17 protein-coding genes and 2 rRNA genes (1 of these 19 only partly in view) are annotated in these 14858 nt (G+C 39.9%); 5 read left to right on the top strand and 14 right to left on the bottom strand.

Going from position 1 to position 14858, the window contains the following annotated elements; translation table 11 throughout:
* The 4 genes from CEF19_RS12850 to CEF19_RS12835 form a co-directional block, all read right to left on the bottom strand.
* Window positions 1–537 (bottom strand): 23S ribosomal RNA (locus tag CEF19_RS12850); it reaches 2401 nt to the left of the window's first position.
* Window positions 538–727: 190 nt separating this feature from the next.
* Window positions 728–2280 (bottom strand): 16S ribosomal RNA (locus tag CEF19_RS12845).
* Together the 16S and 23S rRNA genes form the textbook arrangement of a ribosomal RNA operon.
* Window positions 2281–2355: 75 nt before the next feature.
* Window positions 2356–2565, bottom strand: a complete 210-nt coding sequence (locus CEF19_RS12840; protein WP_100406422.1) for a hypothetical protein — start codon at window positions 2563–2565, stop codon at window positions 2356–2358.
* The gene (locus tag CEF19_RS12835) at window positions 2559–3434 is read right to left on the bottom strand and encodes a nucleotidyltransferase-like protein (protein WP_100406421.1); all 876 of its coding nucleotides are present in this window, start codon (window positions 3432–3434) and stop codon (window positions 2559–2561) included. The genes CEF19_RS12840 and CEF19_RS12835 overlap by 7 nt, the downstream gene beginning before the upstream one ends.
* 149 nt (window positions 3435–3583) lie before the next feature.
* On the opposite strand from CEF19_RS12835, the gene CEF19_RS12830 reads away from it, so the two are divergent.
* Window positions 3584–3949 carry a YgzB family protein gene (locus tag CEF19_RS12830; protein ID WP_100406420.1) on the top strand — a complete coding sequence of 122 codons (366 nt, stop codon included), beginning with the start codon at window positions 3584–3586 and terminating at the stop codon, window positions 3947–3949.
* Between the two features lie 58 nt (window positions 3950–4007).
* Here CEF19_RS12830 and perR read toward each other — a convergent pair whose 3' ends face one another.
* From perR to CEF19_RS12810, 4 genes are all read right to left on the bottom strand, one after another.
* Window positions 4008–4445 carry a peroxide-responsive transcriptional repressor PerR gene (gene perR, locus CEF19_RS12825; RefSeq protein WP_100406419.1) on the bottom strand — a complete coding sequence of 146 codons (438 nt, stop codon included), beginning with the start codon at window positions 4443–4445 and terminating at the stop codon, window positions 4008–4010.
* Between the two features lie 107 nt (window positions 4446–4552).
* Window positions 4553–4849, bottom strand: a complete 297-nt coding sequence (locus CEF19_RS12820; RefSeq protein ID WP_100406418.1) for a cyclic-di-AMP receptor — start codon at window positions 4847–4849, stop codon at window positions 4553–4555.
* Window positions 4850–4920: 71 nt separating this feature from the next.
* A complete protein-coding gene (gene bcp, locus CEF19_RS12815; protein ID WP_100406417.1) occupies window positions 4921–5394 on the bottom strand; it encodes a thioredoxin-dependent thiol peroxidase in 474 nt (157 codons plus the stop codon).
* A gap of 68 nt (window positions 5395–5462) precedes the next feature.
* Window positions 5463–5876, bottom strand: coding sequence for a potassium channel family protein (locus CEF19_RS12810; protein ID WP_227521981.1), 414 nt, complete (start codon window positions 5874–5876; stop codon window positions 5463–5465).
* Window positions 5877–6163: 287 nt separating this feature from the next.
* Here CEF19_RS12810 and CEF19_RS24275 point away from each other — a divergent pair, with 287 nt between their 5' ends.
* Entirely contained in the window at window positions 6164–6313 is a 150-nt protein-coding gene (locus tag CEF19_RS24275) for a sporulation histidine kinase inhibitor Sda (RefSeq protein WP_100406416.1), read from the top strand.
* Here the strand turns inward: CEF19_RS24275 and CEF19_RS12800 are convergent.
* On the bottom strand, window positions 6252–6611 hold the full coding sequence (locus tag CEF19_RS12800) for a helix-turn-helix domain-containing protein (RefSeq protein WP_100406415.1): 360 nt from the start codon (window positions 6609–6611) through the stop codon (window positions 6252–6254). The two genes, CEF19_RS24275 and CEF19_RS12800, sit on opposite strands and share 62 nt — an antisense overlap.
* Window positions 6612–6813: 202 nt before the next feature.
* Between CEF19_RS12800 and CEF19_RS12795 the strand changes: the two genes are divergently transcribed.
* Window positions 6814–8112 carry a glutamate-1-semialdehyde 2,1-aminomutase gene (locus CEF19_RS12795; RefSeq protein WP_100406414.1) on the top strand — a complete coding sequence of 433 codons (1299 nt, stop codon included), beginning with the start codon at window positions 6814–6816 and terminating at the stop codon, window positions 8110–8112.
* A 265-nt stretch (window positions 8113–8377) separates the two neighbouring features.
* Entirely contained in the window at window positions 8378–9463 is a 1086-nt protein-coding gene (locus CEF19_RS12790; RefSeq protein WP_100406413.1) for an FUSC family protein, read from the top strand.
* Window positions 9464–9543: 80 nt separating this feature from the next.
* On the opposite strand, the gene CEF19_RS12785 is transcribed toward CEF19_RS12790, so the two are convergent.
* The 4 genes from CEF19_RS12785 to fabL all read right to left on the bottom strand — a co-directional run bounded on the left by CEF19_RS12785 (window position 9544) and on the right by fabL (window position 13222).
* On the bottom strand, window positions 9544–11289 hold the full coding sequence (locus tag CEF19_RS12785; RefSeq protein WP_100406412.1) for an ABC transporter ATP-binding protein: 1746 nt from the start codon (window positions 11287–11289) through the stop codon (window positions 9544–9546).
* 78 nt (window positions 11290–11367) lie between these two features.
* Window positions 11368–11895, bottom strand: coding sequence for a nucleoside tri-diphosphate phosphatase (gene ntdP / locus CEF19_RS12780; RefSeq protein ID WP_100406411.1), 528 nt, complete (start codon window positions 11893–11895; stop codon window positions 11368–11370).
* Window positions 11896–12217: 322 nt separating this feature from the next.
* Window positions 12218–12412 (bottom strand): gamma-type small acid-soluble spore protein, encoded by a 195-nt coding sequence (locus CEF19_RS12775; RefSeq protein ID WP_100406410.1) that lies wholly within the window; start codon window positions 12410–12412, stop codon window positions 12218–12220.
* 60 nt (window positions 12413–12472) lie between these two features.
* The gene (gene fabL, locus CEF19_RS12770; protein ID WP_100406409.1) at window positions 12473–13222 is read right to left on the bottom strand and encodes an enoyl-[acyl-carrier-protein] reductase FabL; all 750 of its coding nucleotides are present in this window, start codon (window positions 13220–13222) and stop codon (window positions 12473–12475) included.
* Between the two features lie 106 nt (window positions 13223–13328).
* On the opposite strand from fabL, the gene CEF19_RS12765 reads away from it, so the two are divergent.
* A complete protein-coding gene (locus CEF19_RS12765) occupies window positions 13329–13550 on the top strand; it encodes a cytosolic protein (protein WP_100406408.1) in 222 nt (73 codons plus the stop codon).
* 69 nt (window positions 13551–13619) lie between these two features.
* On the opposite strand, the gene CEF19_RS12760 is transcribed toward CEF19_RS12765, so the two are convergent.
* On the bottom strand, window positions 13620–14789 hold the full coding sequence (locus CEF19_RS12760; protein WP_100406407.1) for an MFS transporter: 1170 nt from the start codon (window positions 14787–14789) through the stop codon (window positions 13620–13622).
* Window positions 14790–14858 lie beyond the last annotated feature (69 nt).

Genomic DNA, 14858 nt, shown 5'->3' with positions numbered 1-14858 from the left:
TCCGGGGTGCTTTTCACCTTTCCCTCACGGTACTGGTTCACTATCGGTCACTAGGGAGTATTTAGCCTTGGGAGATGGTCCTCCCGGATTCCGACGGGGTTTCACGTGTCCCGCCGTACTCAGGATCCGTCTCGGAGAGAAGGGCATTTCGGTTACAGGATTGTTACCTTCTATGATGGGCCTTTCCAGACCGCTTCACCTATGCTCTTCTTTTCTGACTCCGTATGAGACGTCCTACAACCCCAAGAGGCAAGCCTCTTGGTTTGGGCTGTTTCCGTTTCGCTCGCCGCTACTTAGGAAATCGCATTTGCTTTCTCTTCCTCTGGGTACTTAGATGTTTCAGTTCCCCAGGTCTGCCTCCTCGTATCCTATGTATTCAGATACGGGTATCATCCCATTACGGATGATGGGTTCCCCCATTCGGATATCCTCGGATCAAAGCTTACTTACAGCTCCCCGAGGCGTTTCGTCGTTCGTCACGTCCTTCTTCGGCTCCTAGTGCCAAGGCATTCACCGTGCGCCCTTTCTAACTTAACCAAATTAAAAAAGGTTTTTGTTTAATCGTCTCCGATTAAACATGAATTTTCTTGACTTTCATGTTTACATTTCATTATCTAGTTTTCAAAGAACTATCCTATAGAAAGAACAAAAGTTCCTTCAAAACTGAACAAAAGACCAAAGCGTATATGACCTACGTCATATATCGACTAGAGTAAAAACTCCATAGAAAGGAGGTGATCCAGCCGCACCTTCCGATACGGCTACCTTGTTACGACTTCACCCCAATCATCTGTCCCACCTTAGGCGGCTGGCTCCATAAAGGTTACCCCACCGACTTCGGGTGTTACAAACTCTCGTGGTGTGACGGGCGGTGTGTACAAGGCCCGGGAACGTATTCACCGCGGCATGCTGATCCGCGATTACTAGCAATTCCGGCTTCATGTAGGCGAGTTGCAGCCTACAATCCGAACTGAGAATGGCTTTCTGGGATTGGCTCCACCTCGCGGCTTCGCAACCCTTTGTACCATCCATTGTAGCACGTGTGTAGCCCAGGTCATAAGGGGCATGATGATTTGACGTCATCCCCACCTTCCTCCGGTTTATCACCGGCAGTCACCTTAGAGTGCCCAACTAAATGCTGGCAACTAAGGTCAAGGGTTGCGCTCGTTGCGGGACTTAACCCAACATCTCACGACACGAGCTGACGACAACCATGCACCACCTGTCACTTTGTCCCCCGAAGGGGAAAGCCCTATCTCTAGGGTGGTCAAAGGATGTCAAGACCTGGTAAGGTTCTTCGCGTTGCTTCGAATTAAACCACATGCTCCACTGCTTGTGCGGGCCCCCGTCAATTCCTTTGAGTTTCAGCCTTGCGGCCGTACTCCCCAGGCGGAGTGCTTAATGTGTTAACTTCGGCACTAAGGGCATCGAAACCCCTAACACCTAGCACTCATCGTTTACGGCGTGGACTACCAGGGTATCTAATCCTGTTTGCTCCCCACGCTTTCGCGCCTCAGCGTCAGTTACAGACCAGAGAGTCGCCTTCGCCACTGGTGTTCCTCCACATATCTACGCATTTCACCGCTACACGTGGAATTCCACTCTCCTCTTCTGTACTCAAGTCTCCCAGTTTCCAATGACCCTCCCCGGTTGAGCCGGGGGCTTTCACATCAGACTTAAAAGACCGCCTGCGCGCGCTTTACGCCCAATAATTCCGGACAACGCTTGCCACCTACGTATTACCGCGGCTGCTGGCACGTAGTTAGCCGTGGCTTTCTGGTTAGGTACCGTCAAGGTGCCGCCCTATTTGAACGACACTTGTTCTTCCCTAACAACAGAGCTTTACGATCCGAAAACCTTCATCACTCACGCGGCGTTGCTCCGTCAGACTTTCGTCCATTGCGGAAGATTCCCTACTGCTGCCTCCCGTAGGAGTCTGGGCCGTGTCTCAGTCCCAGTGTGGCCGATCACCCTCTCAGGTCGGCTACGCATCGTCGCCTTGGTAAGCCGTTACCTTACCAACTAGCTAATGCGCCGCGGGCCCATCCCTTAGTGATAGCCGGAGCCATCTTTGAGAACATGCGCATGAACGCTCGTTCTATCATCCGGTATTAGCACCGATTTCTCGATGTTATCCCGGTCTAAGGGGCAGGTTGCCCACGTGTTACTCACCCGTCCGCCGCTAACCTTTAGGAGCAAGCTCCTAAAGGTCCGCTCGACTTGCATGTATTAGGCACGCCGCCAGCGTTCGTCCTGAGCCAGGATCAAACTCTCCATAAAAGTGTTTGAGTTGTTTTACCAACAGGCTCAAAAATATCGCTAACGATATTACATAATAAATTGACGAGATTTGATTTATCGAAATAAAACAATCTCTATTTTTTCGCTTGGCTTTTGTTCAGTTTTCAAAGAACTATATTGTCGCGTTTTGGCGACTTTTACATCATAACAAGTTTCGAATGATGTGTCAATAACTTTTTTAAAATAACTTTTTTCACCGCCGCTCTTCTTAGCGACAAGTAATAATTTATCACATAGAAATTCTAAAGTCAACATTTTTAACAATGTTTTTTCGCCTTATAATATAAATGATCAATTCCTTTTGATTTAGAAGGCTTGCAATCAACAGAGACAAAGCGTTTTTCTAATAGATAATTCATCATTAACTCTAAATCAATCTTATAATCGTCTACTTCTTGTAATTGCATCAACTCTGATATGGACCATGAACCCGAACGCGACTCTAAAAGAGAGAGCAAATGCTGACTACCTACATGAACTTTTGAATGAATAGCAAATTCTGTTGCTAGTATAAGAAGTTCAATTCTTTTATCTAAGGACTCTTTACTATTTAATAGTTCTTGATAAAGTTTATACGTCTCTGGTTCGATATATTTAACTTGTTCCCAAACCGTCACCTCAGGATAAAACCCCTGATGTATGACAGCTAATCTTGCGAGATGATGAAGGGCGTGCATCATATTACTAAATGCATCAAAGTGATGATCGCATTGAAATAGTTTTTTCCCTTCTTCAAAGCGACGAATCATTTTCGCAAACTGAATCGTCATTTTCTTTGAACGGTCACCCGGTGGAAATGAGTCAATCCTCTCTTTAACTCCCTGTAAAAATTCATTTCGATCAAAGACAATCTTCCCATTTACTAACCAGTCAACTAACCTCCTTTGATTCCCAGCAATTAATGAATGATGCATCATAGCTTGGCTTAAATCATGAAAGGCAACGGTTTTGCCTTGAACGAGATAATGCTTCACATGCCAATCTACCTGTGGATTTTTTTTAATTAACAGTATAATCGCATCAAAGCCATCCGTATTGGATAAAGGGGAGTGATCCTTTTCTAATACTGAAATTGCAAAAGTGTCTGGCTCACCCGCTCTATCCTGGTATAATTGGCGTAAAGTCATATTCATACCGCATCCTCCTATGGCCATCATCCTAGCCTGTTAATCTTGTCTAAACAAGTGTTTCTACATTATATGAAGGAACTCCTTTTTTTCTTTTATCTTTCATACGAAGTTCACATCTACTATGCTATAATCTCAAGTAGGAGGGACAAGTCATGAGTATTAAGTATTCTAATAAAATTAATAAAATTCGTACCTTTGCACTTTCGCTTGTGTTTATTGGTATTCTCATTATGTATATCGGTATTTTCTTTCGAACCTCTCCACTCTTAATGTCGATAGCTATGATTATCGGCTTACTTTGCATTATCGGTAGTACCGTAGTTTATTTTTGGATAGGTATGCTCTCAACGAAGACAATTCAAGTTATTTGTCCCAATTGTGGAAAAGCCACAAAAATGCTAGGTCGTGTCGATGCTTGCATGAGTTGCAGTGAACCACTCACCTTAGACAAATCATTAGAGGGTAAAGAATTTAACGAAGATTATAATAAGAAGGACTCTCAGCGCTCGCGGAGCTAACTCAACATAACAAAGAAACACATATCTACTCGTAGATATGTGTTTCTTTGTTATGTTTTTAATGCTGAAGTTTTTTTACACAGTTTTGACATGTACCGTAGATTTCCATTCGGTGGCTATGAACACGAAAACCAGTTACATGTTCGGCCAATGTTTCAACCTCATCTAAACCAGGATAGTGAAAATCAACAATCTTTCCACACTCTTGGCAAATAACATGATAGTGATCCGATGTTACACAATCAAATCGGCTAGATGAATCCCCGTAAGTTAACTCTTTTACAATTCCAACTTCTTTAAACATACGTAAGTTATTATAAACGGTTGCTACACTCATATTCGGGAAGCGATTCTCAAGTGCCTTATAAATCTCATCGGCTGTAGGATGCGTCAGCGTTTCATATAAAAATTCCAAGATAGCATGACGTTGAGGAGTCATACGAACACGGGTGCTTTTAAGAGCTTCAATGGCTTCTTGCAAGCGATGATTAGACATCGTCATGCACCTCACTTTCAGGAAAATGATTCTTATTTTATAATATTTATAATTAGTATAGTATAGAAGGGACAATACTGTCAACGTTGTTAATAGTAATTATCATTTTAGTGTATGGCAAAGAGAGGTGCTGTATCTTTAACATCCATTAAAAATGATGTATAACGATGTACTTGTTTGGCTTTACGCTGCTTCTTCTTTTCTAGATTCAAACAGGCCTCTTGTAATGATTGACGCAGCTCCTTAAGATCTACTTCTTCTACACCAAATAGAAAGGTCGTATTTCCTCTTTTAAGAAAGCCCCCAGAACTTGCAAGTTCTGTCATACGATACCCCTTTTCTCTTAAGTTCCTCTCAACGTAATCTGCATAAAAGTTATCAATAATACACACAAGCATTTTCATCGTTTTTCCTCCTCACTAACTTTACTTTACTGTATTATATTCTCTTCTTTAAAATGGCGTTCCTAGATTCATTACTTGGACTCGAGTTCTTTAATGAAATTAAGTGCTTCTTCAACGTGGTCTTTCACTTTTACTTTGCGCCATTCTTTGATTAATTTTCCTTTAGGGTCAATTACAAACGTGGACCGCTCAATACCCATGTATTCCTTACCAAAATTCTTTTTCAATTTCCATACATCGAATAATTCTGCTACTTTATTCTTCTCATCTGCTAAGAGTAGGAAAGGAAGTTGATACTTTTCAATGAATTTTTCGTGTTTGGAAATAGGATCAGGACTTACCCCCATTACGACCGCATTAAGCTCCTTAAATTCTTCTATTTTATCTCGAAAGTCACACGCCTGGGTAGTACACCCCGGAGTCATATCCTTCGGGTAAAAGTATAGCACAACATACTTTCCTTTATATTCACTGAGAGATACCCACTCTCCTGCATTCGCAGGTAAAGAAAAATGAGGAACTTCTTGTCCCATTTCCACTGTCATATGAGCACATCCTTTCAATAATTACCATTATTCCTATAAGCGTAGCTGATGTTTCGTTCTCTGGCAACTTATTTTCTTATAATTGTCACAACAAAAGCAGCAGGGAGTAAAAAACCAAACATTGCTTGGACAATAGCAATTACTCTACCTGCCCCTATCGGCACAATATCTCCATATCCTACTGATAGCATTGTTACAGCACTAAAATAAATCGCATCTTCAATTAAATGTGAGACTCTCCCACCTACGAGTTGATTTCCTTCTGTCAGAACATGAATATCGAGAAGCTCTAAACCTATATATAGGATAGAGAAAGCAAAAGTAACCGTGACATAGACAGTCACTAATAATAAAAAGTGCCTTAATGAAACAGGTTGACCACCTCTAACTATCGGCCTGTTATGAATTAGTAATAGGAAACTAGCTACTATGCCAATTGTCGCAGCAAGTAAAATAAAATAGAGCATCGATATCATCACCATCGTCACCTCATTATAAATATATGAGGACTGATTTAAAATAGACGAAAGATGTTTCACAGGGCTAGACGACCACGCTAACCATAATGCGTCTCCTAAAACAAGACCCTTACTCTCCCCTTAAGGCAGACCCATTTCAAACAACAGGCTTTAATTCCTCCTCGGATAAGACTATTTAATATTTAATAAATATTATTAATAAATTTGTAAAAGATACAAAAAATTGATAATATATTTATAACTAAATTTATTAAAAAGCGTCTTAACTTAAGGAGAAGGGGTGTGGTATTATGGAATCCTTGACTGATGAACTACTTGTTCAAAGTTACTTACGTGCGTTAGAGTTTGAATTAGAAGAAGACTTTATTCAACTTTTATTTACTGAACTTTGTTATCGTAATCTCCATCCTCTCCCGCTTGCTCCTTCATCTCCCGAATAAGTGCCATGAACAATCGGAAATTTTCCTCTTTTTCTAAATCCTTCACTTGGGTGATCACCTCTTTCTTCAATTTATGTTCTTCTTCATAATCTGGCGGTAAAATGTTATGCCATGTTGTACCTAAGGCAACGATGACTGCTTCAAGCTTAGCTACACTAACTTTTACTTTTCCTCTCTCAATATGTGCCAAATAGTTCAAAGTCAATCCACTCTTTTTTGCTAATTCCCCTAATGTCCAGTTTCTTTCTTTTCTTATATGACGTATTTGATTACCTATGTAAGACAACGTTTTTTTCATTATGCCAACCCCTACTCCTACATAAAAAACTTCTTTATTTATTATATGTCGGTCTATCATATTTTTCATAGAATTTTCTTTACAAAACTTACTTTTCCTATATAAAAAACTTTAACAAGCTAGTCATCAACTTGCTGAACTCGATTACATATGGTTGAATAACAATCAGGACATACAACTCGATCTTATTTGGAGGTTACATATGAATTGGGACACATCAGAAAATCTTTACGCTGAAGCACAAAGGCATATAGTTGGAGGTGTTAACAGCCCCTCACGTTCGTACAAAGCTGTAGGGGGCGGTTCGCCTATTTTTATGGAAAAAGCAAAAGGAGCTTTTTTTTGGGACGTTGATGGAAATAAGTATATTGATTATCTTGCAGCATACGGGCCAATTATTACTGGACACGCCCACCCACATATTACCAAAGCTATTCAATCTGCTGCAGAGGCTGGCATCTTATATGGAACGCCAACTCGCCTAGAAAATCAATTTGCGAAGATGTTAAAAGAAGCCATACCTTCTTTGGAGAAGGTGCGATTTGTCAATTCTGGTACGGAAGCGGTTATGACGACAATCCGAGTGGCACGCGCATACACAGGACGAGATAAAATCATCAAGTTCGCCGGCTGCTACCATGGTCATTCCGATTTGGTACTCGTCGCAGCTGGTTCAGGCCCATCAACACTTGGAATTCCTGATTCTGCTGGAGTCACACAAAATATTGCAAAAGAAGTCATCACCGTCCCTTTTAATGACATTCGTGCGTACAAAGAAGCATTACATAAATGGGGCGATGAGATTGCTGCTGTCTTGGTCGAACCAATTGTAGGTAATTTTGGTATAGTTGAACCCGAACCTGGCTTTTTAGAAGCCATCAATGAGCTAACTCATGAAGCAGGTGCACTTGTTATTTATGACGAGGTAATTACTGCTTTTCGTTTTATGTACGGTGGAGCTCAAAATCTTCTTGGGGTTGAACCAGACATGACGGCTCTTGGAAAAATCATTGGTGGTGGTCTCCCTATTGGAGCTTACGGTGGACGAGTTGAGATTATGGAAAAAGTGGCTCCACTAGGGCCCGCTTATCAAGCAGGGACAATGGCTGGAAACCCAGCTTCAATGAGTGCAGGAATCGCCTGTCTTGAAGTTCTAAAACAAGATGGCGTTTACGAAGAGTTAGACCGACTCGGAAAAAAATTAGAAGATGGCATCCATTCCCTTATATTAAAGCATCAAATTCAGGCAACTACCAATCGCCTTAAAGGCGCATTAACCATCTATTTCACAACTGAAAAAATCAAAAACTATGAACAAGCTGAGCAAACAAATGGAGAACAATTTGCTTTGTTCTTTAAAGAGCTTCTAAAGCGAGGGATTAATATTGCTCCTTCAAAATACGAGGCCTGGTTTATTACCACTGCTCACACAGATAACGATATTGAGATTACACTGAGTGCTATCGATCGCTCCTTTGCTACTATTGCAACGAAATTCTAAATTTGATGGGGTGTACCATGGGTAGGCTATTAACCTTAAGTCGCCCTTTTTTTATTACGACCTAATTTTATCGCAAAAAACTATTGATTCTCTTTATTAGACACTGTATAGTACGTAACGGCGAATTCTTTAGTAGTGTCTGTTCAAAAAGTGAAAACCACCCTTTTTAAACGGACGCTACGCAATGTACGAACATGCTCTAATCTGGATAATATCCTCTTCGCTAAGATAACTAAATTCTAAACAAGAAGGGACCTTTTACGAAATGAAACTTGGAGCTCGTATTTTTAAAACGGGTCTAGCCATCATCCTTTCGTTCCACCTTGCAATTTGGTTTGAGTTAGAACCACCGATGTTTGCAGCCCTTGCCGCAGCTTTTGCTATTCAACCATCTATTTACCGAACCTTCCAGACGATACTCGATCAAATTCAAGCCAATTTCATTGGAGCCGTGTTAGGAATTATCTTTGTTATGACTTTTGGTCACGAACCTTTCGTTGTAGGTCTCGTTGTTGTAGTGGCCATTGCAATCATTCTTAAGGTAAAACTAGAATCTTCAACTATTCCACTAGCAATTGTTACAATTATTGTTGTGATGGAAAGTCCTTCCGAGAGCTTTATTGAATTCTCTGTAAGTAGATTCGTTTTGATTATGGTTGGTGTATTAGCAGCTTTTATTGTCAATCTCGTTTTTATTCCACCACGCTATGAAACAAAGCTTTACTATAAAATTCAAAAGGCCTCCGAGGATATTATGCAGTGGACAATGCTCTTAATTCGCAAAGACTCTGATCACCGGATGTTAAAGAAAGACATTACGCGCCTTGAAGAACAAATGGTACAACTAGAAAACCTATATATACTTTATAAGGAAGAACGTAATTACTTCCTTAAAAATAAATACGCAAAAGCTCGTAAAGTAGTCCTTTTTAGACAAATGGTTATAACAACGCAAAAGGCACTGTTTGTTCTAAAAAATCTAGAACGTCGCTCTGATGAAATGCATTCTTTGCCTGAAGAGCTTCAAAAGAAAATCGAATCCCAACTTGATCAACTAACGAATTATCACGACCGAATTTTATTACGCTATGTTGGAAAAGTTACATCGCAGCCTGCAGAGGAAATAATAAATGGAATTAACCAGGGGAAAATTGAACTAACTACTCTCTTTGTTCAACTATATGAACAAGAGAATACGGACCAGCATCAATGGATCCATACATTACCAATGTTTTCGCAAATTATAGAATATCAAGAACAACTCGAGCATTTAGATAATCTTGTTGACAGCTTTTTTAGTTACCATAAAGATGAAAATTACGTTCGTATTCAGAAGTCCGAAGAAGAGTAACACTATATACGTTTAAATAAAAAAGCAATGGCTTGGCTCACTCCTTTCAAACAGGATAGTGGCCTCGCCCATTGCTTTTTTTAATTAAGTTGTTGGACTTGGAAAAGTTTTTTGTAGCTTCCTTCTTTGGCCAATAATTGTTCATGACTCCCAACTTCGACGATTTCTCCATTTTCAATTACAACAATTCGGTCTGCGTGTGTAATTGTTGATAATCGATGGGCTACGATAAACGTCGTTCTGTCTTTCGCTAAAACTTCAAGAGCTTCTTGTATCGCATGCTCACTTTCTAGGTCAAGAGCAGAAGTAGCTTCATCAAATATAAGCAAAGGTGGATTTTTCAAAAATACACGAGCAATTGCCACCCGTTGCTTCTGTCCTCCCGAGAGCTTAACTCCACGTTCACCCACTTCGGTGTCGTAACCATTTGGTAAATTGATTATGAAATCATGAGCATTAGCTGCTTTTGCCGCTGCAATAACCTCCTCGTCCGAGGCATTAGGATTCCCCATTAGAATGTTTAATTTTACGGAATCACTAAATAAAATTGTATCTTGGAGAACCATACCGATATTATCACGTAAACTCCTCACTTTATATTCGCGAATATCTTTTCCATCAATTAAGATTCTCCCAGCAGTCACATCATAAAAGCGAGGAATTAAACTAATTATTGTGCTCTTACCACCCCCACTCATACCAACAAAGGCAATGGTTTCGCCCTGACGAATATTGAGATTGAGGTTCTTTAAAACGGGTTTTTCCTCCTCATTGTAGAAGAAAGTAACTTTTTCAAAGGTCACATCTCCACGAGCTTTTGTTAGGCGCTGAGCATTTGGTTCATCCTCAATGTCATATTTCTCATCGATAAATTCAAACACACGATCCATTGAAGCAATCGCCTGGGTTAACGTTGTTGAGGAATTGACTAATCTCCGCAATGGCCCGTACAATCTTTCCATATAAAGTACAAAGGCGGTCATCGTCCCAACTTCTAATTGCTGTTGAATCACTAAATAACCTGAAACTAATATGACGAGCAATGGAGCTAGGTCGGTAATCGTATTTACTACCGCAAAGGTTTTAGCGTTCCACCGGGTATGATCCAGTGCTCTGTCTAAAAATCGACCATTCTTCACAGAAAAACTTTGCTGTTCATAATCTTCCAAAGCAAAGCTTCGTATAACATTCATTCCTTGTACTCTTTCGTGTAAGTGCCCCTGTACCTCTGCTAATGCTTGGGAACGAACTCGGGTTAAGTGGCGAAGACGTCCGTAGAAGTACCTAATCGAAAAACCATAGAATGGAAACATTGCAATTGCCACTAACGTAAGCCAGACATTTAAATTCAACATAATAATAATAGCAATTATAATGGTAAACGCATCAAGCCACACATTCATCAAGCCAGTAATGACAAAATTCTTCGTTTGCTCAACATCATGAATGACTCTTGAAATAATTTCTCCAACTTTTCGGTTAGAGTAAAACCGCAAACTTAATTTTTGAATATGTCCAAACAAATGATCCCGCATATCGTAGAGAATCTTGCTTCCGATCCATTGCGCAAAATATTGACGATAATATTCAATGGGTGGGCGGATAACAACGAAAATAACAAAAATTATACTCATCAACCAAAACAATGTGGACGTTTTCTCGTCTGCAGTTAATGCTTCCGCTAAAATAATATCGTCAATGACATACTTCATGACAAGAGGTAGCGCTAATGGAATTCCAAACTTTAAAACCCCAATCCCTATTGTTATCAAAATCAACTTTCTATAAGGCCTCACAAATGCCATATAACGTTTTACACTACCCAGAGGAAATCACCACCTAAATATAGCTTATGTACTTGCCAACAGAAAAAGCCTGGAAAACCAGGCTTTTCCTATGATGTTTTACCGGTATTGTAAAAACCTTTCATACCAGTTTTCAATAAATTGGGGAGCAAACGGCCCCTTTCTTTGATGAATCCACGAAATCAACTCATCAACACTCCTTTGTAAGATTACGTCTACTTCAGGAGGATAATTCATTTCCTTACGGTGAAGGTCATATTCATCTTCATCTAAAAGCTTAAAGGTCATATCTGGGAAGACTTTAATATCAAGGTCATAGTCAATGTATTTTAATGCCTCATTGTCCCATGTAAAAGGGGATCCAAGATTGCAATAGTAGTAAATTCCATCCGCCCGTATCATGCCGATCATATTAAACCATTGCTCCGAATCAAAGTAACAAATAGCAGGCTCACGCGTCCTCCAATTTCTACCATCAGACTCCTTCACTAAAATTCGGTCGTTTCCTCCGATCACAACCTTTGACGTCCCTTTAAGCACGATAGTTTCTTCCCAAGTGCGATGAATAGATCCATTATGCTTGTAGCTTTGGATTTGAATATTGCTACCTACTTTGGGAAAATTCATAACCGTCTCCTTCCATTTTATTTGTTGGACGTCAGTAGGTAGAGCAGCTTTTTTCGTACTTTTTCCGCTCTAATCACTACCTTTTTTCAGTTACGTATGCTTCACATTTCTTACATTCTCTACTATTATACAGTTTTCGCTCCTTATTTGAAACGTTAAGGCAAGAGTAAATTAATTTTAGGTGTTTTTTATGTAAAAGTCGCCAACGAGTTGTCGACTATGTAAAACCGACCCTCCCTTCGCTCGGCTGTCGTCGCCAACGAGTTGTCGACTATAAAAAAAACACCCTCTGACGTTTAGCCAGAGGGTGCTTCCTATCTCATTATTGTTGTCGTTGTTGATTTGAAGACGCTTGTTGCTTACGTCTTTCAGCTTGAGCATTTTGCTGTTGTACTTCTTGAGCATTTGTTTCAGAAGCAAATTCTGTATCAAAGCCTTGACCTTGAGCAGAAGCAGCATTTTGCTTTCTTACTTGCTGTGCATTTGTTTTAGCCTGTTGGTTTTGTTGGTTAGCCATTTGATATCACCTCCACAAATAATAAGATGTCCGAGAAGGTAATCCCTTATACACAAATCTTTAAGCGAGCAGTGAAATGCCTCCGTCAACTATAATTGTTTGACCCCGAATCATTTTGGCCTGATCGGATAGCAAAAACATCACCGTATTAGCTAAATCCTCTGCCTCAACAATTCGTCCTGCTGGTGTTCTCTTAGCTGCATCATTAAGCAACTCCTCACGATTTGGAAAGTGCGTAAGTGCATCTGTGTCAACTGCTCCACCTGATACGGCATTAACAACGATCCCTTTCTCCGCTAATTCCACAGCAAGATAACGTGTTAATGCTTCAACAGCTGCTTTTGAAACCCCAACTGTCGTATAGTTCTTCAAATAACGAATCGAACCGAGAGAGCTTAAGCTGACGATTGATCCCCCTCCTGTTTTTTCCATTCTTTTCGCAGCTTCCTGCGCACAAAATAAAAGTGCCTTACTATTTATATCCATTGTCCAATCCCAATGACTTTCCTCAAGTTCCATAAGAGGTTTTAATACACCAGAAGCAGCATTGTTGACAAGAATGTCTAACCGACCGTACTGCTCATCAATTTGTAAAAATAATTCTTTAATTTTCTCTGGCTTTCCCACGTTAGCCTTTACAATTAACGCCTTTCTTCCAAGAGCTTCAATTTCTGCAGCTGTATCGAGGGCTGCTTGCTTACTTCTAGCGTAATTAATAACTAAGTCATATCCCTGCTCAGCTAATCTAAGAGCAATCCTTTTTCCAATTCCCCGACTACTTCCTGTTACAAGCGCTACTTTTTGTTCCATAATTTTCTCCTCCATTTTCAACCAATTGTCTTTATTATATCGTATAGGTCTCTTGGAGAACAGGAACACTAATTTTGTAACAAGTTTATTTTTAGGAGGGACACATATGTACGTAGGTCGTGATATGACAGAGTTAACCATGATGTCAAAAAAAGATTGGACAGATAAAGAGTTGGCCTATTATCACCATAATATGCAACAAGTTACACCCTATTTAAATGCGGAAGGCGTTACCATTCATCGTGAAATTATTAAAGAAATTGAATCTCGTGGTGGTTTAAAGCAAGATGCCACATATACACAAGGAACAACCGTGCATTTTGATTAACGCACTAAAAAGTTGGTTTTTCTTTCATTTTATTCGTGTGATTTTTCATAAAAAAAGAAAAGAAGCGGGTCAATAACCGCTTCTCCTCTCGATTGAAACCTTTTGAATTCGATAAATAAAAATAACCATATAACATGATAGTACTGCCAACGCAACCGCTACAAGAAAGGTAGATAAATAATCCATGATAAGCCCGGTAACAATTGGTAATATAACACTCCCAACTGCTCCTGCAGCTATAAAAACAGACGTATTTCGGCTCGTTGGACCTGGCAAAATCCGATTCGCATAAACCATTGCAATTCCAAAAATCCCTGACATCATTAATCCAACTAAAAAGACTAAAACATAAATGCCCCATAACTGGTGAACTGTTCCCGTCCAAAAAAGGAAAACAACAGTAAAAATGGAGGAACCTAGTAAAAAACGAGCATAGCTAATTTTTTCAGCAATATGTCCCGCTATGAGGCGCCCTACCACCATTGCCCCCCAAAACAGTGTTACGCTAAAAGTAGCTTGAAATGTCCCAGTATTTAACTGATGTACGAGCATGGATGGTAAGAAATTCATAAAGCTTACCTCAACTCCAACATAGACCGCAAAAAAGAATATGAACCCAAAATAAAGAGATTTATGTGTTGTTTTCTTTCCTTTACTTTCACTAATGGCTAGTTGACTTCGCTTTAGTGCTTCATTTAGTTCACCAAATGAGAGCTTCATCCATACTACACTAATACTTAAAGCATATACGGCTAATAGTAAAAATGAAAATCTCCAATTGCCCGTTGTTGCAAGCCATCCACTTACGATGGGGGTAATTAACGAACCTAGTCCAAAATAAACTTCAAGCTTACTAAAAGCCACGGCAGTGTTCTTTTTTATTGTATCAATGATTAACGCCCCAATTAAAGGTTCAATCACCCCAAAACCAATCCCAGCTATAAAAACAAACAGCAACCACCAGGCCCATGGCAATAGTAAGGCAAAAACAGCTTGGGATATCGCAACTAATCCACATGAGAAAACAATGGTCCATCTTCTCCCAATTTTATTTGCACATAGTGAAGACAGTCCAACCCCAACAAAAAGTCCCAATGACTGAATAGCAATCAGCGTTCCTCCATCAGTATAAGTTTTCCCATAATAACTTAAAATTGATGGCAATAGTGAGCCTATCATTATGTGCATGAATCCTATTAATAAGAACGTATAGCAGCTTAAAGACAATAATTTTTTCATAACTCTCCTTCCTATTCAAATACATTATCTAAATACAGCCGCTACACTCGATAATAATTTATAGCGGTA

The sequence above is a fragment of the Bacillus solitudinis genome, assembly GCF_002797395.1.
In the GTDB taxonomy this organism is placed as follows: Bacteria; Bacillota; Bacilli; order Bacillales; family Bacillaceae_D; genus Halalkalibacter_A; species Halalkalibacter_A solitudinis.
This window is presented reverse-complemented; position numbering and strand designations above follow the sequence as displayed.